At 74.9% G+C, this 25,839-nt stretch carries 24 protein-coding genes; 7 read left to right on the top strand and 17 right to left on the bottom strand.

Going from position 1 to position 25,839, the window contains the following annotated elements; all coding sequences use genetic code 11:
- Positions 1 to 8: 8 nt before the first annotated feature.
- Positions 9 to 2,999, bottom strand: a complete 2,991-nt coding sequence (secA, locus tag ACI79H_RS17735) for a preprotein translocase subunit SecA (RefSeq protein WP_456555739.1) — start codon at positions 2,997 to 2,999, stop codon at positions 9 to 11.
- An 82-nt stretch (positions 3,000 to 3,081) separates the two neighbouring features.
- Between secA and ACI79H_RS17730 the strand changes: the two genes are divergently transcribed.
- Both ACI79H_RS17730 and ACI79H_RS17725 read left to right on the top strand, forming a co-directional pair.
- Positions 3,082 to 3,474, top strand: a complete 393-nt coding sequence (locus ACI79H_RS17730; protein WP_456555738.1) for a pyridoxamine 5'-phosphate oxidase family protein — start codon at positions 3,082 to 3,084, stop codon at positions 3,472 to 3,474.
- Between the two features lie 11 nt (positions 3,475 to 3,485).
- Positions 3,486 to 4,034, top strand: coding sequence for a GNAT family N-acetyltransferase (locus ACI79H_RS17725; RefSeq protein WP_456555737.1), 549 nt, complete (start codon positions 3,486 to 3,488; stop codon positions 4,032 to 4,034).
- Positions 4,035 to 4,075: 41 nt separating this feature from the next.
- On the opposite strand, the gene hpf is transcribed toward ACI79H_RS17725, so the two are convergent.
- The 14 genes from hpf to ACI79H_RS17655 form a co-directional block, all read right to left on the bottom strand.
- Positions 4,076 to 4,771: a ribosome hibernation-promoting factor, HPF/YfiA family gene (gene hpf / locus ACI79H_RS17720; RefSeq protein ID WP_456555736.1), complete on the bottom strand. Its 696-nt coding sequence runs from the start codon at positions 4,769 to 4,771 to the stop codon at positions 4,076 to 4,078.
- Positions 4,772 to 4,843: 72 nt separating this feature from the next.
- A complete protein-coding gene (locus tag ACI79H_RS17715; protein ID WP_456555735.1) occupies positions 4,844 to 5,599 on the bottom strand; it encodes a ComF family protein in 756 nt (251 codons plus the stop codon).
- Positions 5,600 to 5,668: 69 nt separating this feature from the next.
- Positions 5,669 to 7,402 (bottom strand): GerMN domain-containing protein, encoded by a 1,734-nt coding sequence (locus ACI79H_RS17710; protein WP_456555734.1) that lies wholly within the window; start codon positions 7,400 to 7,402, stop codon positions 5,669 to 5,671.
- A complete protein-coding gene (gene mtrB / locus ACI79H_RS17705; RefSeq protein ID WP_456555733.1) occupies positions 7,399 to 9,117 on the bottom strand; it encodes an MtrAB system histidine kinase MtrB in 1,719 nt (572 codons plus the stop codon). Before mtrB ends, ACI79H_RS17710 begins: the two co-directional genes overlap by 4 nt.
- A gap of 91 nt (positions 9,118 to 9,208) precedes the next feature.
- Complete coding sequence (gene mtrA, locus ACI79H_RS17700; protein WP_456555732.1) at positions 9,209 to 9,916, bottom strand: MtrAB system response regulator MtrA; 708 nt, start codon at positions 9,914 to 9,916, stop codon at positions 9,209 to 9,211.
- Positions 9,917 to 10,075: 159 nt separating this feature from the next.
- Positions 10,076 to 11,572, bottom strand: coding sequence for an adenosylhomocysteinase (gene ahcY / locus ACI79H_RS17695; RefSeq protein WP_456555731.1), 1,497 nt, complete (start codon positions 11,570 to 11,572; stop codon positions 10,076 to 10,078).
- A 172-nt stretch (positions 11,573 to 11,744) separates the two neighbouring features.
- Positions 11,745 to 12,713: a GmrSD restriction endonuclease domain-containing protein gene (locus ACI79H_RS17690; RefSeq protein ID WP_456555730.1), complete on the bottom strand. Its 969-nt coding sequence runs from the start codon at positions 12,711 to 12,713 to the stop codon at positions 11,745 to 11,747.
- A 96-nt stretch (positions 12,714 to 12,809) separates the two neighbouring features.
- Complete coding sequence (manA, locus tag ACI79H_RS17685) at positions 12,810 to 13,985, bottom strand: mannose-6-phosphate isomerase, class I (protein ID WP_456555729.1); 1,176 nt, start codon at positions 13,983 to 13,985, stop codon at positions 12,810 to 12,812.
- Between the two features lie 36 nt (positions 13,986 to 14,021).
- Positions 14,022 to 15,827: a glycerol-3-phosphate dehydrogenase/oxidase gene (locus tag ACI79H_RS17680; RefSeq protein WP_456555728.1), complete on the bottom strand. Its 1,806-nt coding sequence runs from the start codon at positions 15,825 to 15,827 to the stop codon at positions 14,022 to 14,024.
- Between the two features lie 19 nt (positions 15,828 to 15,846).
- A complete protein-coding gene (locus ACI79H_RS17675; RefSeq protein WP_456555727.1) occupies positions 15,847 to 16,797 on the bottom strand; it encodes a DUF808 domain-containing protein in 951 nt (316 codons plus the stop codon).
- 64 nt (positions 16,798 to 16,861) lie between these two features.
- Entirely contained in the window at positions 16,862 to 18,001 is a 1,140-nt protein-coding gene (locus ACI79H_RS17670) for an SIS domain-containing protein (RefSeq protein ID WP_456555726.1), read from the bottom strand.
- Complete coding sequence (locus tag ACI79H_RS17665; protein ID WP_456555725.1) at positions 17,998 to 18,201, bottom strand: Trm112 family protein; 204 nt, start codon at positions 18,199 to 18,201, stop codon at positions 17,998 to 18,000. Before ACI79H_RS17665 ends, ACI79H_RS17670 begins: the two co-directional genes overlap by 4 nt.
- Positions 18,198 to 19,562 (bottom strand): phosphomannomutase/phosphoglucomutase, encoded by a 1,365-nt coding sequence (locus ACI79H_RS17660; RefSeq protein WP_456555724.1) that lies wholly within the window; start codon positions 19,560 to 19,562, stop codon positions 18,198 to 18,200. Before ACI79H_RS17660 ends, ACI79H_RS17665 begins: the two co-directional genes overlap by 4 nt.
- Positions 19,563 to 19,629: 67 nt before the next feature.
- Positions 19,630 to 19,998, bottom strand: coding sequence for a DUF3499 domain-containing protein (locus tag ACI79H_RS17655; RefSeq protein WP_456555723.1), 369 nt, complete (start codon positions 19,996 to 19,998; stop codon positions 19,630 to 19,632).
- An 83-nt stretch (positions 19,999 to 20,081) separates the two neighbouring features.
- Here ACI79H_RS17655 and ACI79H_RS17650 point away from each other — a divergent pair, with 83 nt between their 5' ends.
- The 3 genes from ACI79H_RS17650 to ACI79H_RS17640 are packed head-to-tail and all read left to right on the top strand — an operon-like array spanning position 20,082 to position 22,250.
- On the top strand, positions 20,082 to 20,834 hold the full coding sequence (locus ACI79H_RS17650; protein WP_456555722.1) for an SDR family NAD(P)-dependent oxidoreductase: 753 nt from the start codon (positions 20,082 to 20,084) through the stop codon (positions 20,832 to 20,834).
- Between the two features lie 40 nt (positions 20,835 to 20,874).
- The gene (locus ACI79H_RS17645) at positions 20,875 to 21,339 is read left to right on the top strand and encodes a metallopeptidase family protein (RefSeq protein WP_456555721.1); all 465 of its coding nucleotides are present in this window, start codon (positions 20,875 to 20,877) and stop codon (positions 21,337 to 21,339) included.
- 38 nt (positions 21,340 to 21,377) lie between these two features.
- On the top strand, positions 21,378 to 22,250 hold the full coding sequence (locus ACI79H_RS17640; RefSeq protein WP_456555720.1) for a hypothetical protein: 873 nt from the start codon (positions 21,378 to 21,380) through the stop codon (positions 22,248 to 22,250).
- Between the two features lie 7 nt (positions 22,251 to 22,257).
- Here ACI79H_RS17640 and ACI79H_RS17635 read toward each other — a convergent pair whose 3' ends face one another.
- On the bottom strand, positions 22,258 to 23,103 hold the full coding sequence (locus ACI79H_RS17635; protein WP_456555719.1) for a hypothetical protein: 846 nt from the start codon (positions 23,101 to 23,103) through the stop codon (positions 22,258 to 22,260).
- A gap of 118 nt (positions 23,104 to 23,221) precedes the next feature.
- On the bottom strand, positions 23,222 to 23,476 hold the full coding sequence (locus tag ACI79H_RS17630) for a WhiB family transcriptional regulator (RefSeq protein ID WP_200493374.1): 255 nt from the start codon (positions 23,474 to 23,476) through the stop codon (positions 23,222 to 23,224).
- Positions 23,477 to 23,813: 337 nt separating this feature from the next.
- Between ACI79H_RS17630 and cofD the strand changes: the two genes are divergently transcribed.
- Positions 23,814 to 24,764 carry a 2-phospho-L-lactate transferase gene (gene cofD / locus ACI79H_RS17625; protein ID WP_456555718.1) on the top strand — a complete coding sequence of 317 codons (951 nt, stop codon included), beginning with the start codon at positions 23,814 to 23,816 and terminating at the stop codon, positions 24,762 to 24,764.
- Positions 24,757 to 25,830 (top strand): coenzyme F420-0:L-glutamate ligase, encoded by a 1,074-nt coding sequence (locus ACI79H_RS17620; protein ID WP_456555717.1) that lies wholly within the window; start codon positions 24,757 to 24,759, stop codon positions 25,828 to 25,830. Before cofD ends, ACI79H_RS17620 begins: the two co-directional genes overlap by 8 nt.
- Positions 25,831 to 25,839: the final 9 nt, after the last annotated feature.

Below are 25,839 nucleotides of genomic sequence, written 5' to 3'. Positions count from 1 at the left end.
CAAGCCGGTCAGCTCCCGGCGGCCGACCCGTGGCACTGCTTGTACTTCTTGCCCGAGCCGCAGGGGCACGGCGCGTTGCGCGGGGTCTCCTTGGTGCCGCTGACCGTCGCGGTCTTCGCCGCCTTCGCGCGGCCCGCGTCCTTGGCCGAGGCGTCGAGGCTCGGCGCGGAGTAGGTCAGGTTCTCCGGCGGCCGCACCTCGTCCAGGCCCTTGACCGAGAGCTCCGGCCCGGTGCCCGACGGGGACGCCGTCTGCACCGCGGGAGCGGCGGCCGCGGCGGCCGGCGGGGCCTTCCGCGCGGTGCCCGAGCGCCGGGCGGTCGGGGCCGCCGGCGCCGTCGCGGTGCCCGAGTGCGCGGCGTGCGCCGCCTCGGCCGCGGCGGCCCTGGCCTTCGCCTCGGCGGCCTGGCGGGCGAGCACCCGCGCCGTGCCCTCCTGGGCCGCGGCGAGCGCCTTGGCCTCGGCCTCGTCCTGCTTGGCCTTGGCCTCGGCGTCCTGCTCCTCCTTGGTCTTGACCTCGAGGTTGAACAGGAAGCCGACCGACTCCTCCTTGATGCCGTCGAGCATCGCGTTGAACATGTCGTAGCCCTCGCGCTGGTACTCCACGACCGGGTCGCGGTTGGCCATCGCGCGCAGGTGGATGCCGGCCCGCAGGTAGTCCATCTCGTAGAGGTGCTCGCGCCACTTGCGGTCCATGACGCTGAGCAGCACCCGCCGCTCCAGCTCACGCATGACCTCCGAGCCCAGCGTGGACTCGCGGGTGTCGTAGGCGCGGTGCACGTCCTCGAGCAGCTCGGTCTTGAGCGCCTCGGCGGAGACCTCCGCCTGCTCGCCGCCGCCGAGCCGGTCGACGACGTCCTCGACGGTCACGCCCACCGGGTAGAGCGCCTTGAGCCCGGTCCACAGCTGCTCGAGGTCCCAGTCCTCGGCGTAGCCGGTCTCGGTCGCGCCGTCGACGTAGGCGGCGACGACGTCGTCGACCATCGAGCGCAGCTGCTCGTGCAGGTCGGCGCCCTCGAGCACCTTGCGGCGCTCGTCGTAGATGACGGTGCGCTGGCGGTTGAGCACCTCGTCGTACTTGAGGACGTCCTTGCGGACCTCGAAGTTCTGCTGCTCGACCTGGGTCTGCGCGGACTTGATCGCCCGGCTGACCATCTTCGACTCGATCGGCTGGTCGTCGGGCACCCGCAGGGTGTTCATCATCGACTCGAGCATCGGGCCGTTGAAGCGGCGCATCAGGTCGTCGCCCAGGGAGAGGTAGAACCGCGACTCCCCCGGGTCGCCCTGGCGGCCGGAACGACCACGCAGCTGGTTGTCGATGCGGCGGCTCTCGTGCCGCTCGGTGCCCAGCACGTAGAGCCCGCCGGCCTCGGTGACCTGCTCGTGCTCGGCCTTCACCTGCGCCTTGGCCGCCTCCAGGGCGTCGTCCCAGGCGGCCTCGTACTCCTCCGGCGTCTCGGCCGGGGACAGCCCGCGGGCGCGCAGCACCTCGTCGGCGATGAACTCGGCGTTGCCGCCGAGCTGGATGTCGGTACCGCGGCCGGCCATGTTGGTGGCCACGGTGACCGCGCCCGGACGGCCGGCCATCGCGATGATCGCCGCCTCACGGGCGTGGTTCTTCGCGTTGAGGACCTCGTGCGGGATGCCGCGGCGCAGCAGGAACCTGGCCAGCACCTCGGACTTCTCGACGCTGGCCGTGCCGACGAGGACGGGCTGGCCGTGCTCGTGCCGGTCGGCGATGTCGTCGACGACGGCGTCGAACTTCGCGGTCTCGGTCTTGTAGATGACGTCGGCGCGGTCCTCGCGGATCATCGGCCGGTTCGTCGGGATCGGGACGACGCCCAGCTTGTAGGTCTGGTGCAGCTCGGCGGCCTCGGTCTGGGCCGTGCCGGTCATCCCGGAGAGCTTCTCGTAGAGGCGGAAGTAGTTCTGGAGGGTGATCGTGGCGAGCGTCTGGTTCTCGTCCTTGATCTTCACCTTCTCCTTGGCCTCGATGGCCTGGTGCATGCCCTCGTTGTAGCGGCGACCCGACAGCACGCGACCGGTGAACTCGTCGACGATGAGGACCTCGCCGTTGCTGACGATGTACTGCTGGTCCTTCTTGAACAGCTCCTTGGCCTTGAGCGCGTTGTTCAGGTAGCCGATGAGCGGGGTGTTGACCGCCTCGTAGAGGTTGTCGATGCCGAGCTGGTCCTCGACGAACTCCACACCCTGCTCGGTGACGGCGACCGTGCGCTTGGCCTCCTCGACCTCGTAGTGCACGTCGCGCTTCATCAGCGGCACGATGCGGGCGAACTCGCCGTACCACTTGGCGCTGGTCTCGGCCGGGCCGCTGATGATCAGCGGGGTGCGCGCCTCGTCGATGAGGATCGAGTCGACCTCGTCGACGATCGCGAAGTGGTGCCCGCGCTGCACCAGGTCGGCCTTGCTCCAGGCCATGTTGTCGCGCAGGTAGTCGAAGCCGAACTCGTTGTTCGTGCCGTAGGTGATGTCGCAGGCGTACTTCTCGCGGCGGGTGGCCGGCGGCTGCCCGGAGACGATCGTGCCGACCGTCAGGCCGAGGAACCGGTGCACCCGGCCCATCCACTCGGCGTCGCGGGAGGCCAGGTAGTCGTTGGTGGTGACCACGTGCACGCCCTTGCCGGTCAGGGCGTTGAGGTAGGCCGGCAGCACGCCGGTGAGGGTCTTGCCCTCACCGGTCTTCATCTCGGCGATGTTGCCCAGGTGCAGCGCCGCGCCGCCCATGAGCTGCACGCGGAAGTGCCGCTGACCCAGCGTGCGGGTGGCGGCCTCGCGGACGACGGCGAAGGCCTCGGGCAGCAGCTCGTCGAGGGTCTCCCCGTCGGCGTACCGCTCCTTGAACTCGTCGGTCTTGCCGCGCAGCTCGGCGTCGCTGAGATCGGTGTAGTCGTCGGCCAGGGACTCGACCGCATCGGCGATCTTGGTGAGTCGACGGACCTGCTTGCCCTCGCCGGCGCGGAGGATCTTCTGGAACACCACGACCCCAGCGTAGGCGTGCCACCTGGCAACGCGGTCCCGCAGCGAGCCGGACGCCCCGAGTTCGTCCTCTAACCTCCCGCCCGTGTCCAGGAACCCCGCTGACCTCGCACCGGCCACCCTCGAGTTCCTCACCGAGCGGCACCTGGCGACCCTGACGACGCTGCGCGCCGACGGCACCCCGCACGTCGTCCCGGTCGGGGTCACCTACGACCCGGCCACGGCGACGGCCCGGGTGATCACCTCGGGCGGTTCGGCGAAGGCCCGGCACGTGCGCGCCGGGCAGTCGCGGGTCGCGGTCTGCCAGGTGGACGGCGCCCGGTGGCTGACCCTCGAGGGGTCGGCGGTGGTGAAGGACGACGCCGCCTCGGTGGGCGACGCCGTCGAGCGCTACGCCCGCCGCTACCGGCAGCCCCGGGTGAACCCCGCGCGCGTGGTCATCGAGATATCGGTCGACCGGGTGCTGGGCAACGCCTGATCATCACCGGCGTGGACCTCTCCCTCGTCGACCTCCCCACCGAGGTCGTGCGCACCGACCGGCTCGTGCTGCGCCCCTACCGGCCCGACGACGTCGACGCGGTGCACCGCGCCTGCCAGGACGCGGACATCCAGCGCTGGACGACGGTGCCGTCGCCCTACACCGAGGCCGACGCCCTCGCGTTCGTCACCGGGACCACGGTGACGGCGCGCCTCGAGAGCCGCGGGCTGCTCACCGCGATGGAGGCCGACGGACGGTTCGTCGGCTCGGCGGGACTCCACTTCACCGGCGGTGTGCTCGGACCCGGCGTCGGCTACTGGGTCGCCCCCTGGGCCCGTGGGCGGGGGTACGCGGCGGAGGCCGCTCGCGCGCTGGCCGACTGGGCGCTGCAGCACGACGCTGCACGCGTGCACCTCTCGGCCGACGTGCGCAACGCCGCCTCCCAGGCCGCCGCGCTGCGGGCGGGCTTCGTGCGGGAGGGCGTCGCCCGCGCCGGCCTGCCCTACCGGGACGGCACCCGCGGCGACGCGGTGCTGTTCTCCCGGCTGCCCGGGGACTGAGCGGGAGGGGGGCGCCCCGGTCGGGCGCCCCCCTCCCCTGGTCAGGCGGGTGCGCCCGCGGGCATCGCGACCGACGCCTGCGGCTGGGCGACGTGCTCGGGGGCAGCGCCGTCCTGGGGCACGGGGGCCAGCCGGATCAGGCCGTAGTCGTAGGCGTGCCGGCGGTAGACCACCGTGGGCTGCCCGGTGTCGGCGCACTGGAACAGGTAGAAGTCGTGGCCGACCAGCTCCATCTCGTGGAGGGCCTGGTCGACGTGCATCGGCGTGGCCGGGTGGAACTTCTCCCGGACGATCTGCCCGGGGAGGTGCTCGTCCGGCTCGGTCGCCGGTGGGCCGCCGTCCTGCTCGACCTCGGCGCTCGTCCCGGTCGTCGCGTCCAGCGCGACGTTGTCCGCCATGCGGACGCTGGCCGGGGTCCGCCGGCCGTGGTGGACCCGGCGCCGGTCGGCCGCGCGGCGCAGCCGGTTGTCCAGCTTGCCCACCGCGGCGTCCAGGGCGGCGTAGAAGTCGGGGCCGCTGGCTTCGGCGCGCACGACGGGGCCCTTGCCGCGCAGCGTGATCTCGACGCGCTGGCAGTTGTCGGACTGGCGGGGGTTCTTCTCGTGGAAGAGCTCCACGTCGATGCGCTGCATCTTGAGCTTGGCGTCGAAGCGGTCGGTCACGCCGACCTTGTCCTCGACGTGCTGGCGGTAGTGCTCGGGAACTTCGACGTTGCGACCACGGACGACGATCTCCATGAGACCTCCCGGTAGGGATCCGGCGTTGGGTCGCTTCGACGCTAGTCCCTCCGCCGCGGTCCCGACAGTCGATCAGCGGTGCCCGCCGGGACGCCCGCCCGCACCGCTCGGGACGCCGCCGGAGGCGGCCCGGGAGCGCTGCCGCGGGGTCGCGGCGACGACCGCGGCGAGCACCGGCGGACCGCCCGCCGCAGCCAGCGGGGCGAGCACGGAGGCGGCCTCGGTGAGCGTCGCGCCGCTGGTGACGACGTCGTCGACGAGGACGAGCGCGCCGTCGACGGCGTCCGCACCCGGTCGCAGGACGAAGGTGCCGGCGAGGTTGGCGCGGCGCTGCCCGGCGGAGAGCTCGGCGGAGTCGTGCACGCGCCCGCGCCGCCGGAGCAGCCGGCCCTGGGCCGCCGGCAGCCCGGCCGCGCGGAGCTCGCGCACCGCCCGGTCGGCCAGCTCGCGGACGTGGTCGCGTCCCCGCGTCCGCAGCGCGGCCGCCGAGCTGGGCACCGGCACGAGCAGCACGGAGCGCGGCGCGGGGCCGGGGACGGCGGAGAGGACCGCGGCCGCGGCGAGCGCGAGCGCCGCGCCCAGGGGCCCGGCGAGCTCCGCGCGGCCGCGCTCCTTGAACGCGAGGACGGCGGGGCGCACCGGCCCGTCGTAGGCGCCGGCGGCCACGGTGGGCGGGAAGCCCTCCGGGAAGCGGCGCGGGGTGGCCAGGTGCGGCCGGGCGAGCAGCCCGGCGCAGCGGCCGCACAGCTGGACGCCGGGCAGCCCGCACCCGGCGCAGATGCGCGGCAGCACGAGGTCGGCGAGCGCGGACCACGTCGGACCGCCCACCGCACCAGCCTGCCGCAGTCGGGGCCGGCGCAGGGCGGCCGGACCCGGGGCCTGTGGACGGTCGCCCCGCTACTGCGGGTAGAACGGCGCCGATCCGCGCACCGGCTCCTGACCGCGCAGCAGCGTGACCCACCGCTGGCCGGCGTCCGACCACTGCCACAGGCTCTCCCCGGCCACCACCAGCGGCGGCCGGCCCGGGGCCGCGGCCAGCGACGTGGGCCGGGCCGGCAGGCCGGCTCTCCCCACCGTGGAGAGGTCCCAGCCGTCCACGCCGACCGAGTACAGCTGCTGCTGGTCCGGCTGACCGGCCAGGACCCACAGCTCCCCGGGCGAGCGCCACGCGACGTCGATCACCGAGGTCAGCCCGGGCGTCACCTCGATGAGGTCCTGGACGGAGAGCTGCGGCTCGCGCACGACGGTGGCGACGTAGAGCCGCCGGACCCCCTGCGGATCAGCCGCGACGACGGCCAGGCGGACGCTGTCGGGCGAGAGCTCGATGGTCTGGGCCGTCCTCCCCGACGTGGCCAGCGTCGGGGCGCCGACGCCCTGCGGGGGCCCGTCCTCGGGCATCCGCACGATCTCGACGCCGTTGCGGACGACCCAGACCTCCCGGCTCGTCGCGGCGACCGTGGGCGCGCTCAGCGTCCCGCCCGCCGGCAGCACGGGGAGGAGCTCACCGTCGTAGCGACCGCGCACCAGGCTCGCGCCACCGGGTTCGGAGCGCACGCCGACGAGGAAGGTGAGCTGCCCGGTCCGCGGGTCGGCCGATACGGCGGCCGACGTGAGGCCGGCGCCCGGCTGCCCGGCGGGACCCGGGGCCGGCTGGCCGTCGGTGGTCCTGCGGAGCCCGCCGGCGTCGACGTAGTGCCCGACGGCCGCCAGCGGGCTCGCGTCGGGATCGAAGACCGCCCAGTCGTCGGTCGTCTGCTGCTGCGGCACGTCCCCGCAGTCCAGCGGCTCGCCGTCGGCGGTGATCTCCACCGCGCGTATGCCGACGTCCTCGAGCTGGGTCAGCGTCCACACCAGCTGTGCGCACATCTCGCGCAGCGGCGTGGCGGGCTCGACCACCACGTCGGCGAGGTCGACCCGTGCCGTCTGGTCCTCCACCGTGACCGTGCGGGCCAGCCGGGCTCCCTCCAGCGGGTTCGCGACGCTCCGGGCCAGCGGACCCGACGCCCCCTCGATCAGCCGCTCCACCAGCGCCGTCGGCTGCGCCTCGCCGCGGATGAGGTAGCGCGGGTCGGGGACGAGCCGCTGCAGGGTGGGATCGGGGAAGTAGGCCTCGACCCGGTGGTACAGCCGCTCGAAGTCCGACTCGAGCATCACCAGGACGTCCGGCGGATCGGTGATCCGCCACTCGCCGTCGACCTCGGCCAGCGGGAACGCGTAGGAGTAGGGCTCGGCGCCGGCGACGGTGAAGACGCCGCGCTGGTCGACACCGCCCACCTGCGTGGCGGTCACCTCGACCGAGCCGCCCTCGCCGGCGACCGTCGCGTAGCCCTGGCCGATGATCGTGATGCTCGTGGCGTCGGACCACGCCCGGGCCGCATCGGGCGCCAGGTACTCCGCGGCGACCGGCCGCCCGCGCACGGTGCTGGCCGCGGCGTCGATGAACCCCCGGACGACCTCCTCGGGTGTCGCATCGGGCGCCGGCGGCAGCGGTTCGAAGCCCCCGTTCTGGACCGGCCGCTCCGGCGCCTGGGTGATCGGGACCGTCGGCGAGCTGGTCGGGACGATCGAGCAGGACGTGAGCGCCAGGACCACGGCGGCGAGCAGCGCGGGCAGGCCCGCGCGGCCCCTCACGCCCGTCCTCCGGGCCGGCCGACCACGGTCGGGCGCAGCGGCAGCGGTGAGCTGGTGAGCTCCCCACCGGCGGTCAGCGGCACGGTCAGCCGGAACTGCGCCCCCGCACCGGGCTGACCCCAAACCTGGAGCCAGCCCCCGTGCAGCCGGGCGTCCTCCAGGCTGATGGAGAGACCGAGGCCGCTCCCGCCGACGCTGCGCACCCGGGAGGGATCGGCCCGCCAGAAGCGGTCGAAGACGTGCTGGGCGTCGGCGGACGACAGACCCACGCCGTGGTCGCGCACGGTCACGGCGGCCGCCGTCCGGTTGGCGGCCAGGGTGATCTCCACCGGTCGCCCGGCCCCGTGCTCGATCGCGTTGCCGACCAGGTTGCGCAGGATCCGCTCCACCCGCCGGCCGTCGACCTCGGCGATGACGTCCCCGTCGGGGCGGTCGACCACCAGCTCGCAGCCGTGCCGCTCGGCCAGCGACCACATGCCCGCCGCCACCCGCGCGACCAGGCCGCCGAGGTCCGTGGACTCCGCCTCCAGCACCGCCGCGCCGGCGTCGTACCGGCTGATCTCCAGCAGGTCGGTGAGCAGCGCCTCGAACCGGTCCAGCTCGGCCCGCAGCAGCTCCGCGGACCGCGCCACGTGCGCCGGGAAGTCGCCGCGGGCCTCGTGCAGCACCTCGGCGGCCATCTGCACCGTGGTCAGCGGGGTGCGCAGCTCGTGGGACACGTCGGAGGTGAAGCGCTGCTGCAGCTGCGACAACCCCTCCAGCTGGGTGATCTGCCGCTGCAGGCTGTCGGCCATGGCGTTGAAGCTGGTGGCGAGGCGGGCGAGGTCGTCCTCACCGCGCACGGTCATCCGCTCCTCGAGCTCGCCCTCGGCCAGCCGCTGGGCGATGCCCGCCGCCCGCCGCACCGGGTCGACCACGAGCCGGGTGACCAGCACGGCGATGCCGACGACGAACATCGTGAGCGCGAGCCCGCTGATGACCACCGTGCTGCGGATCAGCCCGAGGCTCTCGGCCTCCTGGGTCAGCGGGAAGACGTAGTACAGCTCGATCTGCTCGCTGCCACCGGTGTCGCCCTGCACCGGCGCGCCGATGACCAGCGACGCCCGGGGCTCGCCGGCGTCGTCGGGGATCTCGGCGTAGCGGTAGGACTGGTTGCCGGCGTCGACGTCGGCCCGCAGGTCGTCGGGCAGCGCCTGGTAGATGAAGGGCCGGTCGTTCGGGCCGGAGACCTCGCGGTCCCCGCTCCGGTAGACCATGACGACGTCGAAGTCACCGGCCGCGCCGCCGCTCTGCTGCAGGGCGCTGACCGTCCGGGCCAGCGTCGCCCGGACGCTCGAGGCGTCGCCGGTGGCGATGCCGGACACCTGCGTCTGCGCGTCCAGCACGCCGGCCTGCGCCTGGTCGATGGCCGCCTGCCGCTTGACCGTGAGCAGCTGGTCCCGGATCTGGCTGAACAGCACCAGGCTCACGATGATCACCACCGTGCCGGCGACGGCCATCGTGATGGCGCCGATCCGCACCTGCAGCGACGAGCGCCAGGCGTGCAGGGCGCGGCTGGCCGCGCGGCGCAGCACCCGCTGGGCCCGACGGCGCGCCGCACCGGCCCGCCGGCCCGCACCGCGGCGGATCCGCGCGAGCTCGCCCGCGCGGGGGCGGCCCGGCTCCGGCTGCCCCGCCGTGCCGGTGTCCGCCGGCGGCGTGCGGGTGGCGGTCACGAGCCCATTGTCAGGCAATCTCCTGGTTCGCTCCCGCGGCGCGCTCCGCTCCTCGCTCGTTCCTCGCTGCGATGCTCACGGACCTGTCCGCTCACGGCGGCCCGGCCTTGTAGCCGACGCCGCGCACGGTGAGGACCACCTCGGGCTTCTCCGGGTCCTTCTCGATCTTGGCGCGCAACCGCTGCACGTGGACGTTGACCAGCCGGGTGTCGGCGGCGTGGCGGTAGCCCCACACCTGCTCGAGCAGCAGCTCGCGGGTGAACACCTGGCGCGGCTTGCGGGCCAGGGCGACCAGCAGGTCGAACTCCAGCGGGGTCAGCGCGACCGGTACGCCGTCCCGCGTGACCTGGTGGGCGGGCACGTCGATCTGCACGTCGCCGATGGCCAGGTTCTCCGCCTGCCCGGTCTCCCCGCGGCGCAGCTGCGCGCGCACGCGGGCCACCAGCTCGACCGGCTTGAACGGCTTGGTGACGTAGTCGTCGGCGCCGGCCTCCAGCCCCTGGACGACGTCGATGGTGTCGCCCTTGGCCGTGAGCATCACGATCGGCACCGTCGACTGGGTGCGGATGTCCTGGCAGATCTGCAAGCCGTTGCGGCCGGGCAGCATCAGGTCCAGCAGCACCAGGTCGGGCCGCGTCTGCTGGAAGACGCCCATGGCGCGGTTGCCGTCGGAGACGAAGGCCGGTTCGTACCCCTCCCGGCGCAGCACGATCCCGAGCATCTCGGCGAGGGCGGCGTCGTCGTCGACGACCAGGACACGGCCGCGGCTGGGCCCGTTCTGGGGAGCGGTGGGTGGCACGGGGACCATTCTGCGCTGGTCGGTGCCGAGAGTGGGCGCACCCCACCCGCGTGGGTGGGGTGCGCCCTGGGGCAGAGAGCCCTATTCCGGCCGCGGTACGGCCCTGCTGCAGGGGCCCACCCTGAGCGTGCGACGGGTGGGGGGCAGCAGGGTCCTCTCTCAGTAGCGGTAGTGGTCGCTCTTGTACGGACCCTCGACGGGCACGCCGATGTAGTCGGCCTGCACCTTGGTGAGCTCGGTCAGCTTGACGCCGAGGGCGTCGAGGTGGAGCCGGGCGACGTGCTCGTCGAGCTTCTTCGGGAGCACCGTGACGCCGGGCGCCTGGCCCTCGTAGGCGGCCCGGTTGTTCCACAGCTCGATCTGCGCCAGCGTCTGGTTCGAGAACGAGGCGCTCATGACGAAGCTCGGGTGCCCGGTGGCGTTGCCGAGGTTCAGCAGCCGGCCCTCGGAGAGCACGATGATCGTGTGGCCGTCCTCGAACCGCCACTCGTCGACCTGCGGCTTGATGGTGGTCCGGACGACGCCGGGGATCTTCGCGAGGCCGGCCATGTCGATCTCGTTGTCGAAGTGGCCGATGTTGCCGATGATCGCCTGGTGCTTGGTCGAGGCCAGCTGCTCGGCCGAGATGATGTCCTTGTTGCCGGTCGTGGTGATGATGATGTCGGCCTTGCCGATCACCTCGTCCAGCGTGGTCACCTCGTAGCCGTGCATGGCGGCCTGCAGGGCGCAGATCGGGTCGATCTCGGTGATGATCACGCGGGCGCCCTGGCCGCGGAGGGACTCCGCGCAGCCCTTGCCGACGTCGCCGTAGCCGCAGACGACGGCGACCTTGCCGCCGATCATGACGTCGGTGGCGCGGTTGAGGCCGTCGATGAGCGAGTGGCGGCAGCCGTAGAGGTTGTCGAACTTGCTCTTGGTGACCGAGTCGTTGACGTTGATCGCCGGGAAGAGCAGGCGGCCGTCGCGGGCGAGCTCGTAGAGCCGCATGACGCCGGTGGTGGTCTCCTCGGTGACGCCCTTGATGCCCTGGCCGATGCGGGTCCAGTACGAGGCGTCCTCGGCGATCGTGCTGCGGAGGGTCTGGAGGATGACCGCGTACTCCTCGGAGTCGGCCTCCGTGGTGTCCGGGACGACGCCGTCGGCCTCGAAGCGGGTGCCCAGGTGGACCAGCAGGGTGGCGTCGCCACCGTCGTCGAGGACCATGTTCGGGCCCACGACGGCGCCGCTCTCGTCGCGGAACTCGAACAGGCGCTGGGTGCACCACCAGTAGTCCTCGAGGGTCTCGCCCTTCCAGGCGAAGACCGGGACGCCGGCGGGCTCCTCGACGGTGCCCTCGCCGACGACGATCGCCGCGGCCGCGTGGTCCTGCGTGGAGAAGATGTTGCAGGAGACCCAGCGGACGTCGGCGCCGAGCGCGGTCAGCGTCTCGATGAGGACCGCGGTCTGGATGGTCATGTGCAGCGAGCCGGCGATGCGGGCGCCGGCCAGCGGCTGGGCGTCGCCGTACTCGGCGCGCAGCGCCATGAGGCCGGGCATCTCGTGCTCGGCGAGCTGGATCTCCTTGCGGCCGAAGCCGGCGAGGGAGAGGTCGGCGACCTTGTAGTCGGCCTCGCCGGTGGGCGTGGACAGCGTGCGGGTGCCAGTGCTGGCGGTCATGAAAGCTCCAGAGGTGCCCGGCGCGGCGCCGGGCGGTGCAGTCGGATGCAGGGTCGCTTCGATCCCCGGGTCCCGGGGAGAGCGAGCATGCCGAGGCTTCGGCGGGGCTCGTGCCGCCGTCCAGGATAAGCGGCGGGCGCAACCCCCCGCCCGGGTGACGGCCCCGATGTCCTCAGGACTCGCAGCCCACCCCGTCGCCGTCACGGTCGAACTTCGGCTGCCAGCCGGGGTCGCCCACCCGGATCGGCGCGGCGCCCGCCGCCTTGACCTGGGTGCAGTTCGCGTACGAGGCGGACGGCGCGGGTGCCGGAGCCGGAGCCGGTGCGGCCTGCGGCAGCTCGGCGGCCACCCCACCGGGCAGCGGCTCCGCCGGGCAGGCGCTCAGCACCGTCGCCATGGTGTTCTTCTCGGCCTGGGTGACCCAGGCGCCGTAGGCGAGCTTCACCGCGACCTGCCGGGCCACGTAGGCGCAGCGGTAGGTCCGGGCGGGCGGGAGCCAGGTCGCCGCGTCGCCGTCGCCCTTCTGCATGTTCAGCGGCCCGTCGACGGCGAGCAGGTTCAGCGGGTCGTTGGCGAACCGGGTGCGCGTGGCGGCGTCCCACTGCTGGGCGCCCTTCTGCCAGGCGTCGGACAGCGCGACGACGTGGTCGATCTGCACCGCCTCGCTGGTGCCCTGGCCGCGCTGGAACGCGATGGTGCGCCCGGAGTACGGGTCGGCTAGCGTGCCGGTGAGGACGACGCAGTCGCGGGTCCCCGGCTCGAACGTCTCCGCGGCGAGGTCGCGCGCCAGGACGTCGTTGCGGGTGTCGCAGCCGTTCCGGTCGGTGTCCACCCAGCCGGCGCCGAAGAGGTCGCGGTCGTAGCCGGTGCGCGGCGCCCGCCCCTTGACCTCCAGGTCGGCCAGCGCGGCCAGCGCCGTCGTCGGCGCGGCAGCACCGATCGCCGCGTCGGCGGCGCCGCCGTCGAGCGCGGTGCCGGCGAGCCCGTCCTCGGGGACGGCGGCCTCCTCGACCGCCGCCGTGGCCGACCCCCCGGCCGGCTCCGCTCCCGCGTCGCACCCGGCGAGCAGCGCCAGCGCCAGCAGCGGGGCCACCACCGCCCGGGCAGTCCGACGGGGACGGGCGGTCGGTCGAGCGGGCACGGAACTCCTCCGGAGCGGGACGGCAGCGCTCCGGAAAGTAGGCCGGTGCCGCGCCCACCTGGTGGCCCGACACGCAGGGGTGCCGGGCCGGGTGCGTCAGGAGAGGTTCGTCGTCGCCCGGTAGAGCACCGCCGGACCGCGCGCGCTGACCGGCGTGCCCGCGGGCACGAACGCCGACTCGCCCTTGGCCAGCGTGACCGTGTCCTCCGCGGAGGACAGCACCGCGGTGCCCTCGGTGCACAGCAGCAGCTGCGGGCCGCGGGTGGTCAGCGTGCCGGCCTGGTCGTCGAGCTGGCAGCGGGTGAGGTCGAAGTCCTCGACCGGCACCGGGTACCGCAGCCCGCCCGGGCCGAGCACCGGGTGCAGCACCGGCACCCGGCCGTCGGTGAAGTCGAGCACCTCGATCAGCGCCGCCAGGTCGACGTGCTTGCCGGTGAGCCCGCCGCGCAGCACGTTGTCCGAGCTGGCCATCACCTCGACGCCGGCCCCGGAGAGGTAGGCGTGCAGGTTGCCGGCCGGCATGAACACCGCCTCACCGGGCTGCAGCTTGAGGTGGTTGCACATGAGCGAGATGACCACGCCGGGGTCGCCGGGGTAGGTCTCGGCGAGCGAGGCCGCCCAGCGGTAGGTGTTGATGAACTCCGGGTCGTGCGCGGCGACGAAGCCGGCCGCGGCCTCCGCGACGGCGTCGACCAGCACCTCGCGGTGCTCGGCCGACAGCGCCAGCAGCTGCGGGATGGCGGCGCGCAGACCACCGCGGGCCAGCGCGGCGATCGTCGGCTTCAGCTCGGGCACCTGCAGCTTGGCCAGGCAGTGCAGCGACTCCTCGACCGGCCGGAACCCGCAGAGCGCCTCGAAGGGCGTCAGCGCCAGCAGGATCTCCGGCTTGTGCGACCGGTCCTTGAACGTGCGCGTCGGGGAGTCGCGCGGCACGCCCGCGGCCTCCTCGGCGGCGAACCCCGCCTCGGCCTGCTCGTTGGTGGGGTGCGCCTGCAGCGACAGCGGCTGGTCGGCGGCCAGCACCTTCATGAGGAAGGGCAGCCGCGCACCGAAGCGCTCGACGACGTCGCGGCCCAGCAGCTCCTCGGGCTCGGTCGCGATGGCCTTGTCCAGCGGGACGCCGTCGGACCGGACGCTCGGCTCGTCGGGGTGCGCGCCCATCCACAGCTCGGCGTGCGGCCGGTCGGCCGGCGAGGGCAGCCCGAGCAGTTCCGGGATGACCGTGTGCGAACCCCAGGGGTAGTGACGCACCGCGTTCTGAAGCTGCCACATGGGGTCAGGCTAACTTCCCGGTCCCGGTGCGGGCCCTCACGCCGACGTGGCCCGGCCCGGCAGCACCACGGGCACCTCCGCTCCCCGCGGAGCCACCCCGGCGCGCACGTCGGGGGCGCCGAGGCGGGCGGCGTCCGCGGTCCGGTCGTCGGGCATCCGCTGCGACTCGCGCTCGGCGTCCACGCGCGCGGTGTAGTGCGCGACCTCGCGCTCGGTGCGCTCGTCGTCCCAGCCGAGCTCCCGGCGCATCAGCTCGGCGACCCGCGGGGCGGTCTCCACGCCGCGGTGCGGGGCCTCGATGGAGATGCGGGTGCGACGGGTCAGCACGTCGTCCAGGTGCAGCGCGCCCTCGGCGGTGACCGCGTGCACCACCTCGGCGGCGAGGTAGTCGGGTGCCCCGGGCAGCGGCTCGGCGAGACCCGGGTCGGCGGCCGCCAGGGCGAGCACGTCCGGCGTGCGGTCGCCGTGCCGGTGCAGCAGCCGCTCCACCGCCGACTCGGTCAGGCCCGCGCCGGCGGCGAGCTCCGCGGCGCGGTCGCGCACCTCCGACCAGCGGTGCGCTCCGACCAGCGGCAGGTGCGCGGTGCGGGACGACGGCACGCCGGGAAGGCCCACCACCGCGGCGTCGACGGCGTCCTCGGCCATCACGCGGTAGGTCGTGTACTTGCCGCCGGCCACCAGCACCAGGCCCGGCACCGGGGTGACGACGGCGTGCTCGCGGGACAGCCGGCTGGTGTCGTCGGACTCCCCCGCCAGCAGCGGGCGCAGGCCGGCGTAGACGCCGAGGATCTGGTCGGCCGTCACCGGCCGGGTGAGCACCCGGTTGACCTGGTCGAGCAGGTAGGCGATGTCGGCGCTGCTGGCCGCGGGGTGGTCGCGGTCGAGCTTCCACGGGGTGTCGGTGGTGCCGATGATCCACTCCCCGCCCCACGGGATGACGAACAGCACGCTGGTCGGCGTGCGCAGGATCAGGCCGTCCGGGGTGCCGCCCGCGGCGGTCAGCGCGCCGCCGTCGATGGCCGAGCGCGGCACGAGCAGGTGCACGCCCTTCGACGCGCGCACCCGTAGGTCCGGCGCGGAGGCCCCGAGCATGGTGCCGATGTCGTCGCTCCACACGCCGGTGGCCGCCACGACGCTGCGGGCGCGGACGGTGAAGGTGGAGCCGTCGGTGAGGTCCGCGGCCCGCACGCCGACGACCGCCTCGCCGTCGCGCAGCAGCCCGGTGACGCGCGCGCTGGACAGCACGCGGGCGCCGTAGCCGGCGGCGGTGCGGACGACGGCCAGGGTGTGGCGGGCGTCGTCGACCTGGGCGTCCCAGTAGCGGATGGCGCCGTGCACGACGTCCGGGCGCAGGCCCGGGAACGCCGCGAGGGTCGCCGTCCGGGACAGGTGCCGGTGGCGCGGGATGGGCCGGTCGGAGGTGAAGGCGACGCCGAGCACGTCGTACAGCGCGACGCCGGCGCCGAAGTACGCCCGCTGCCAGACCGGGGCGGTGAGCGGCAGCAGGAAGGGCAGCGGCCGCACGAGGTGCGGTGCGATCGTCTGCACCAGGCGGGCCCGCTCGTGCAGCGCCTCGCGCACCAGCGGGAAGGCCAGCTGCTCGAGGTAGCGCAGGCCGCCGTGGATGAGCTTGCTCGACCTGCTGGAGGTGCCCGCCGCGAAGTCGCGGGCCTCCAGCAGGGCCACCGTCAGCCCGCGGCTGGCCGCGTCGAGCGCGGCCCCGGCCCCGGTGACACCGCCGCCGACGACCAGGACGTCGACGACCTCGGTCTCCAGACGGGCCCGGTCCGCGCGTCGCCGGGCCGGTGAGAGCAGCGTCCGGTCGGACGTCCCCGTGTGCATGGCTCCCACTGTTCCCCGTTCAGTGACCCGGCGCGGCGCTCCCCGCCTTCTTCCTGTGCACGGTGAGGGTCATCACCAGCACGATCACCGCGCCGACGACCAACCCGAGCAGGGCGCTGCCGAGGGTGTTGACGATCCAGCCGACCACACCGCCCAGCGCACCGGTGGCGTCGTGCGCGGCCTCCTCCAGGTGGTGCACGAACTCGTAGAGCGGGTGGAACCCGAGCTCGTCGGTGCCCACCAGGATGATGTGCCCGCCGACCCAGAGCATCGCGGCGGTGCCGACGACGGTGAGGACCGACAGCAGCTTCGGCATGCCCCGGACCAGCGCCCGGCCGAAGGCCGCCACCCGGGCCCCGGACCGCTGGGCCAGGTTCAGCCCGATGTCGTCCATCTTCACGATCAGCCCGACGACGCCGTAGACCAGCACGGTGATGCCGAGCGCGACGACGACCAGGATGATCGCCCGCGACACGAAGCCCTCGTCGGCGACCTCGTTGAGCGAGATGACCATGATCTCGGCCGACAGGATGAAGTCGGTGCGGACCGCCCCGCTCACGATCGTCTTCTCGTCCGGCAGCGCCTCCTCCACCGAGCCGTGCTCCTCGGCGTGGCCGCTGACGCGGTGCCAGATCTTCTCCGCGCCCTCGTAGCAGAGGTAGGCACCGCCGACCATCAGCAACGGGGTCAGCAGGAAGTCCAGGAACTCGCTGAGCAGCAGGATCGCCGGGAGGATGATCAGCAGCTTGTTGCGCAGGGAGCCCAGCGCGATCTTGCGGATGATCGGGATCTCGCGGTCGGCGTTGAGCCCCTGGACGTACTGCGGGGTGACCGCGGTGTCGTCGACGACGACACCGGCGGCCTTGATGCTCGCCCGCCCGGCCGCCGCGCCGATGTCGTCGATCGACGCGGCGGCGGCACGGGCCAGCACCGCGACGTCGTCCAGCAGAGCTACCAGTCCACCCGCCACGGGAGGTCCTTTCCGTCGTTCCGGGGTCCGGTCCTACCCACGGGGGTGGTGCCGCCGAACGCGGTCACGGGCGCGCACCGCGCTCCGAGTCCTGGGCCAGTGCGAGGTACACGGCGGTGAAGTCGGCGACGGCGAGCTGGCGGGCCAGCCGAGGCAACCGGCCCCCCGATGCCTCGCCGTGCTCGGCCAGCCCGCTGACCGGCACGTTCGAGCTCGCCGCGGTGCGCAGCACGGTCTCCATCGCCTCCGCGGCCGAGCGCGGCTCGCGCTCGCCGGCGCCGTCGTGGCCCGCGGCCGCCGCATCGCGGATCGTGAGCAGCCGCAGCCGCCGGCCGGCGTCGTCGGCGCGGTCGCGGAAGAAGTCGTCGGCGTCCTGCGGGGCCAGCGGCCCGCCGAGCACCGCGCAGGCGGCCACCCGCTGGTCGGGCAGCCGGAAGCCGGTGGCGGGCAGGCCGGCGAGGGTGGCCAGCTGGTCGGCGATGCGGGTGGCCGCCGCGTCGGCGAGCGGCCCCTCCGCGGCGATCACCGGCAGCGCGTCGAGCAGCTCCACCGCCAGCGTCTTGGCCGGGTTGACGAAGGTCTGCCGCGCCGGGCCGCACTCCTCCGCCGTGGCGTCCAGCGCGGCCGCGATCGCCTCCGGGTCGGCGACGTCGCCCGGCAGCAGTCCGAGGTCGGCGGCCAGCAGCAGCATCGGCGTGAGCATCGACCACAGCGTCGTGTGCCGGACCCTGGTGGCCGGCAGCGCGACGTAGGGCGCACGGGCGGCCGAGCAGGCCGCGCGCAGCGGCGCGTCCTCCGCCCCGATGCCCAGCAGTGAGGCCCCGCGGCGGCCGGCCTCGTAGGCGGGGGCGACCGCGTAGGAACCGGCTCCGGTGCGGGTGGCCACGACGACCACGTCACTGGGGCCGGTCCACACCGGCAGGGCCGGGCCCGGCACCACCTCGACGGTCACCGGGCTGCCGGGGCCGAGCAGGGCGCGCAGCACCGAGGCGGCCACCGCGCCCTCGCGGCGGGCGACGACGACCAGCGCGCGGGGCCGGCCACCGCCGGTGACCCGCCCCAGCCCCGCCTCCGCGGTGAGCCGCGCCGTCTCCCGCACCTGGGCGCCGGCACCGGCGACCGCGGGGAGCAGGCCGCGCGGGTCGCGGGCCCGCATGACCTCGAGGTCGTCGAGGACCTCCTCGGCGAGCTCGGGCGGGATCATGCGGTGCGGTGCCGCGCCTCGTCCAGCAGCAGCACCGGGATGCCGTCGCGCACCGGGAACGCGCGGTCGCAGGTCGTGCACAGCAGCTCGCTCGCCGCCTCGTCCACGGTCAGCGGGCTGTGGTGGGTGTCGGGGCAGGCCAGGATGGCCAGCAGCTCGGGGTCCAGCCCCAGCGGTCCCGTCGTCGTCCCGTTCGTCATGCCCGCACCATCCCCAGCACCTGGTCCCGCACCTCGGTCATCCGCGCCTCGTCGGGCGCCTCCACGTTCAGCCGCAGCAGCGGCTCGGTGTTGCTCGCGCGCAGGTTGAACCACGCGCCGTCGGCCAGCTCGACGGTGAGGCCGTCGAGCTCGTCGACCCGCGTCCCCTCCTGCTCGGCGAAGGCCGCGCGCACCTCGGCGGTCCGCGCCGCGGCGTCGTCCACGGTGGAGTTGATCTCCCCGGAGGCGGCGTACCGCGAGTAGGAGGCGGTCAGCTCCGACAGCGTGCCGGCCTGCTCGCCGAGGGCGGCGAGCACGTGCATGGCCGCGAGCATCCCGGTGTCGGCCCGCCAGAAGTCGCGGAAGTAGTAGTGCGCCGAGTGCTCGCCGCCGAAGACGGCGTCGGTGCGGGCCATCTCGGCCTTGATGAACGAGTGCCCCACCCGGGTGCGCACCGGCTCGCCGCCGTGCTCGCGCACGATCTCAGGCACCGCCCGCGAGGTGATCAGGTTGTGGATGATCGTCGTCCCGCGGCCCTTGGCGAGCTCGCGGACGGCGACCAGCGCGGTGATCGCCGACGGGCTGACCGGCTCGCCCCGCTCGTCGACGACGAACACGCGGTCGGCGTCGCCGTCGAAGGCCAGGCCGATGTCGGCGCCGTGCTCGCGCACCGCCGCCTGCAGGTCGACCAGGTTGGCCGGGTCCAGCGGGTTGGCCTCGTGGTTCGGGAAGGAGCCGTCGAGCTCGAAGTACATCGGGACGACGTCGAGCGGCAGGTCGGCCAGGACCACGGGCACCGTGTGCCCGCCCATGCCGTTGCCGGCGTCGACGACGACCTTCAGGCGGCGGATGCCGGAGAGGTCGACGAGGCCGCGCAGGTGGGCGGCGTACTCGTGGATGACGTCCCGCTGGGACACCGAGCCGACCCGGCCCGGGTCGCGGTCGTAGCTGTCCCGCTCCGCGGACGCGCGGATCTCGGCCAGCCCGGAGTCCTGCCCGATGGGGGCGGCACCGGCGCGGCACATCTTGATGCCGTTGTACTGGGCCGGGTTGTGGCTGGCGGTGAACATCGCGCCCGGGATGCCCAGCGAACCGGCGGCGAAGTAGAGCATGTCGGTCGAGCCGAGACCGGCCTCGACGACGTCCAGCCCGCGGCTGATGACGCCCTCGGCGAAGGCCCGCGAGAGCGGCACCGACGACTCGCGCATGTCGTGGGCGGTGACCACCGAGGTGGCGCCGCTGTCGCCGTGCACGAACTCGGCGAAGGCGGCGCCGATGGCCCGGGCGACCGACTCGTCCCACTGCTCGGGGACCACACCGCGGACGTCGTAGGCCTTGATGATCGATGAGAGGTCGTCCACGTGCGGGACGATAGCGGCGCGCCCGGCGGCCCGCTCGGACGGCCACCCTCCCGGGGGCCGCGGCGCGTCAGGGGAGGTCGGGGAGGACGCGCAGGTGCCCGCGCCGGGTGCCGCGGCCGTCGTCGGCGGGGTCCCGCGGCGGCTCGGGCCGCGCGGCCTCGCGGACGGCGTCGGCCAGGGCGAGCAGGTCGTCGCCGGTCGGGCCCAGGTCGTCGAGGTCGATCTCGTGCCGGACGACCTCCCACCCGCGCGGCACGGTCAGCCGCTCGGCGTGGAACTCGCAGAGGTCGTAGCTGTGCGGCTCCGAGAAGGTCGCCAACGGCCCGACAACGGCCGTGGACTCCGCGTACACGTAAGTCAGAGTCGCCGCTGCCGGTTGCGCGCAGCCGCTGCGCGAGCAGCGACGTGACTGCCTCACCACCGGTTCCTCACGCATGCACCGTAAACCCGCTCGCGGGTCGTCCGCAGCAGGCACACCGGTGTTTCGGGGGCGGCAACCCCATCCTGCACGATGACCCCGTGGGCATCTGCACTGGTCCGGTCCTGGTCCTCGGCGGGCGCAGCGAGATCGGCACGGCCGTCGCCGAGCGGCTCGCCCCGGGCGGCTGCCGCACCGTCGTGCTGGCCGCGCGGCGGGCGGACGACCTCGACGAGCAGGAGGCGGCACTGCTCCGCGCGGGCGCCGCGACGGTCGGCCGGGTCGAGTTCGACGCGGACGACCTGGCCGGTCACGCCGCCGTCCTCGACGAGGTGGAGCGGCGCTTCGGCGTGCCGGCCACGGTCGTCGTCGCCTTCGGCGTGCTCGGCGACCAGGCCCGCGCCGAGCGGGACGCCACGGCCGCGGTCGCCCTCGTGCACACCGACTTCACCGCCCAGGTGCACGTGCTGACGCTGCTCGCCGACCGGCTGCGGGCGGCCGGGCGGGGGACGCTCGTCGTCTTCTCCTCCGTCGCCGGTGTCCGGGTCCGGCGGGCCAACTACGTGTACGGCTCGGCCAAGGCCGGGCTGGACGGCTTCGCCAGCGGGCTCGCCGACGCCCTGGCCGGCTCGGGTGTCCGGCTGCTGCTGGTCCGCCCCGGTTTCGTCGTCGGGCGGATGACCGCCGGCATGTCCCCGGCGCCGTTCTCCAGCACGCCGGACCAGGTCGCCGACGCCGTGGTGGCGGCCCTGCACGGCCGGCGCGGCGAGGTGTGGGTCCCGGGCGTGCTGCGGCCGGTCTTCGCCGTGATGCGGCTGCTCCCCCGGGCCGTCTGGCGCCGGCTGCCGCGCTGACCGCGTTCCCCGTCGCGCGCGCCGTAGGCTCCGCCTCGTCATGACCGGTCCCTCCCGACGCCCACGCTCCCGCCGCGACCGCCACGGCCGCGGCCTGCGCGGTCCCCTCGTGCCGGCCGAGGTGCCGCTGTCCCGCAGCCGGGCCGAGCAGTTCGACGACCTGGTGCTCGACGCGGTCGAGGACCTCGAGCGCCGCTGGGAGCGGGAGCTGGCCGGCGTGGAGTTCGCCGTCGAGGACGTCCCGTGGGTGGAGCACACGAGCCCGGACGACGTCGTCCTGGACTCCGACGTGCTCGACGACGCCGGCGTGCCGCTGGCCCGCGTGCTGCCCGCGCACCGCGAGGACGGCCGCGAGGTGCCGCCGCGGATCATCGTCTACCGGCGGCCGCTCGAGCTGCGCGCCGGCGACCGGGACGACCTGGCCGACCTGGTGCGCGACGTCGTCGTCGACCAGGTCGCCGTCCTGCTCGGCCGCGACCCCGAGGAGATCGACCCCGGCAGCTGAGCGGGGACCCGGCGGCGGCCCCTGCGATGCTGGGCGCGATGGACGTCCCCGCAGCGGCCGCCGGGCCCTGGATCGCGCTCGGCGCGGTCCTCGGGATCCTGCTGCTGCTGGCGGCCGGGGCGGTGGCGCTCCGGCTGCGCACCCGCGCACCGGCCCCGCCCGGTCCCGGCGCCACCGAGGAGCCGCGGGACGACCTCGCGGACTTCCTGTCCTCCCCGCCGGGCACGCCGGGCGCGCGGGACGACGCCGGCGACGGCTGGGCCGCGCTGGCCCCGGCTCCCCCTCCCCCGCCGCCCGTCGGCGCCGCCCCCGTGCGACCCGGTCCGCTGCTGACCGCCTTCGCCGTCGCCGCCCTGCTGCTGGTCGGCACCGCGGCCGCCCTGGCCGCCGCGTCGCGCCCGGCCGGGACCACCGGGGAGCCGCCCGCGGCCTCGGCGTCGGCCGCCCGCACGTCGGCGGCTCCCGGCACGTCCTGGGCCCCACCGGCACCGGACCGGCTCACCGCCCGGCTCTCCTTCGCGGGCGTCGTCCTCGAGGAGCACGCGGTCGGCCTGACCGCCGCGCACCCGGAGCTGGAACTGGCGCTCAGCGGCGACCGCGGCGAGGTCCGCCTGCGGTTGCCCGCGGTCAACTGCCTGGCCGCGGCCGCACCCCCCGCCCCCGGGGACCCGGCCTGCCGGGCCGCGCGCACCGAGTACGCCGAGCTCTCCTCCCCCGACCTGCGGGTCGCGCGCGACGGGGACGACGTGACCGTCTCCGGCCGGTTCGCCACGCGGCTGCGCCCGCCGGGCGGCGGCGAGGAGCCCACCGGGCGGAGCTACGACGTCGCGGTCACCCTGACCGGCGGGCAGCCCGCCGGAGCCGTCCTGGTGTGGGACGGCGCGGTGGTCCCGACCCGCGCCGGGGGCTGAGCGGCCGCTACCGGCCGCCCAGCCGGCGGGCGACGTCGGGGGCCGGCAGCCAGGAGCGCCTCGGGACGGTCACCGCCGCGGTGGGCGCGCCGCGCTCGGCGCGCAGGCCCGGCAGCCCGGGCGTCGCCCACCAGGGCACCGCGGCCGGGCCGTCCAGCAGCACCAGCAGCCCACCCCGGGACGCGCCGTCCGTTCCCTCCACGACAGCGAGCTCCAGCTGACCGGCGGCGGCGTGCAGCCGCGCCGCCACGCGCAGGAAGCCGCGCGCGGCCGGGTCCGGCTCGGCGGCCAGCAGCGCCGGGAGCTCCCGGTCGACCTCCGCCGGGTCGCGGGTGCGCAGCACGGGACCGGCCCCGTCGAGCTCGTCGACCAGCCGGGTGGTCCGGCTCGACGCCATCCGCGCCATCGGGTACCGCGCGGCGAGCCGGCGGGCGGTCGGGTCACCGAGCGGGAGGCCGGCCAGCGCGAGCGACCACGGCCCGCGCAGCGAGCCCAGCAGGTCGCCGATCCCGTCGGCGAGCCGCGCCGCCGCGTCGTCGTCCGCGGCGAGCAGCCGGGCCGGGGGCAGCCCGGGCGGCACCGGGAGGCCGTCGCCGAGCAGGGTCACCGCGGTGAGCGCACCCCGCCGCCGGAGCCGGAGGAAGGCCGCGGCCCCCGGGCAGGCGCCCTCCGGTCCCCCCACGACGACGGCGACCGGCCGGCCGGACCAGCGGCGCGCTGCCTGCGCGTCGAGGACCGCGGTCAGCCAGGGCGCCCTGGCGGTGACCGGCGCGCGCAGCCGGCGGGCCAGCGGGGCGGCGGCGCGGACCTCGTGGGCCACCGGCGCGGTGCCGACGACGACCCGGGTGCGCATGCCCCGAATAGCACCACAGCCGCCGACGGGGGACGTCGGCGGCTGGGTGGGGTGCTGGATCCGGCCCGCTCACGGGTTCCGGCCGGGCGTGCGAGGCTCGGGGAGGAGGGGTCCTCCGTCAGACGGCGCGGCGGCGGAGGCGGCGGCGCTCACGCTCGGAGAGCCCGCCCCAGATGCCGAAGCGCTCGTCGTTGGACAGCGCGTACTCGAGGCACTCGGCCTTGACCTCGCAGCCGGTGCAGATCTTCTTGGCCTCGCGGGTGGAGCCGCCCTTCTCGGGGAAGAACGCCTCCGGGTCGGTCTCGGCGCACAGGGCGCGCTCCTGCCAGGACTGCCCCTCGGACTCCAGACCGATGCCCAGCAGCCCGCTGATGCCCGGACCGGCCGGAGCCCCGGGCGCCTGCCCGATGCCGGCGGTGAACCGGTCGGTCCCGTTGACGTAGTCGCTCAACCACGACACCTCAGCCATGACGATGCGTCCCCTCTCGCTCTCGTCCCGGTGCGCGGCTGTCGAGAGGATCCCGGACCGCTCAGCACTCGATGACAACGTCGGAATTACACGCGTGTCGTTGCCCAGCCGTCAACTTCGCCCGGTGTAAGCGACACGCCACACCGGCCACACCCGTCACAGCCCCTTCGTCACATCTCGTCTGCTACCCCGACACGCCCGTGGAACAGTGCACAACTGCCTATCGGGCACGATGTGTTTCGTGCAGATCGTGGTGCTGGCAGGTGGGACCGGAGGGGCTCGATTCCTCAGGGGGGTGCGGGCGGCCGCGCCCGACGCGGAGATCACCGCCGTGGTGAACACCGGCGACGACGTGACGCTGCACGGGCTGCGGATCTGCCCGGACCTCGACACCGTCGTCTACACCCTCGGCGGGGGCATCGACGAGGAGCGCGGCTGGGGCCGGGCCGGCGAGAGCTGGACGGTCAAGGAGGAGCTGGCCGCCTACGGGGCCGACCCCGACTGGTTCGGTCTCGGCGACCGCGACCTCGCCACCCACCTGATCCGCACCCGGATGCTGGACGCCGGCTACCCGCTCTCCGCCGTCACCGCCGCGCTGACCGACCGCTGGCAGCCCGGCGTCACCGTCCTGCCGATGAGCGACCAGCGGGTGGAGACCCACGTCGTCGTGACCGATCCGGAGACCGCCCGGCCGCGCGCCATCCACTTCCAGGAGTGGTGGGTGCGGCACCGCGCCGGGCTCGACCCGTCGGCCTTCGTGCAGGTCGGCGTGGACGCCGCCCGCCCCGCCCCCGGCGTGGCCGAGGCGTTCGCCACCGCAGACGCGGTCCTGCTGGCACCGTCCAACCCCGTGGTGTCCATCGGCACGATCCTCGGCGTCCCGGGGCTACGCGAGGCGCTGCTGGCCACCCCGGCCCGGATCGCCGGTGTCTCGCCGATCGTCGGCGGCGCGGTGGTGCGGGGCATGGCCGACCGCTGCCTGCCGGTGCTGGGCATCGAGGTGAGCGCCGAGGGCGTGGGCCGCCACTACGGCGCCCGGTCCGACGGCGGTCTGCTCGACGCCTGGCTGGTCCAGCCCGACGACACCGCCGACGTCCCCGGCGTCGACGTCCGGCAGGTGCCGCTGCTCATGTCCGACCCCGACGCCACGACGGCCCTGGCCCGCGCAGCCCTGGACGCCGCCGGTGCCTGACGTCCCGGAAGGGATCTCGGTCATCCCCGTCGCGGGGCTGCCGGAGTTCGCGCCCGGTGACGACCTGGCCGGGGCGATCGCCGCGCGGGCGCCCTGGCTGGCCGACGGCGACGTCGTCGTCGTGACCTCCAAGGTGGTCTCCAAGGTCGAGGGCGCGCTGGTCCGCGTGCCGCCCGGCGCCGACCGCGAGGCGGCCCGGCAGGCCGCGATCGACGGGCAGACCGTGCGCGTCGTCGCGCGCCGGGGCCCGCTGAAGATCGTGCAGACGCCGCATGGCTGGGTGGTGGCGGCCGCGGGCATCGACGCCTCGAACGTCGACCAGGGCTCACTGGTGCTGCTCCCCGAGGACGCCGACGCCTCGGCCCGCGCGCTCCGGGTGCGGCTGGCCGAGCTGCTGGGCGTGGACGTCGCGGTGGTGGTGAGCGACACCTTCGGCCGCACCTGGCGCGAGGGGCTCACCGACGTCGCCGTCGGCTCCGCGGGGATCACCGCGCTGGTCGACCACCGTGGCGCCGTCGACGCGCACGGCAACCGGCTGGAGACGACCCGCATCGCGGTGGTCGACGAGCTGGCCTCGGCCGCCGACCTGGTCAAGGGCAAGCTCGACGGCGTCCCGGTCGCGGTCGTCCGCGGGCTGCCGGTCGACCGCCCGGCGGCCGACGAGGGCACCCGCCCGCTGGTGCGGCTGCCGGCCGAGGACCTGTTCCCCTACGGTTCGCGCGACGTCGTCGCCTCCCGGCGGCCGGGCACCGACCTGGTGCCGCGGGCCGGTGAGCTGGACGCCGTGGCAGCCGCCTTCCGGACCGCCAGTGCCGCCCTCCCGGAGTTCCCGGTGGTGCTGCGCTACGGCGGCGAGGGGGACGGTGTGGTCGACGTCCACCTCACCGACGCGCTCACCACCACGACCGCCGTCAACCTCGGCGCGCTGCTGGGCGCGGCGGTCGTGCAGCTCCACGCGGAGGGCTGGGCCACCCGCTGGGAGCCGGTGGCGACGGCCGGGGGCACCTCACTCGTCGGGAGGCTGTGGCTGGGCACCCAGCCCGTCCGAGCCGCCTCCGGTCGGTAACGTGCCCGC

The sequence above is a fragment of the Blastococcus sp. SYSU D01042 genome (genome assembly GCF_054050515.1).
The sequence above is the reverse complement of the archived record's forward strand: the minus strand, read 5'-3'. Positions and strand labels throughout refer to the sequence as shown.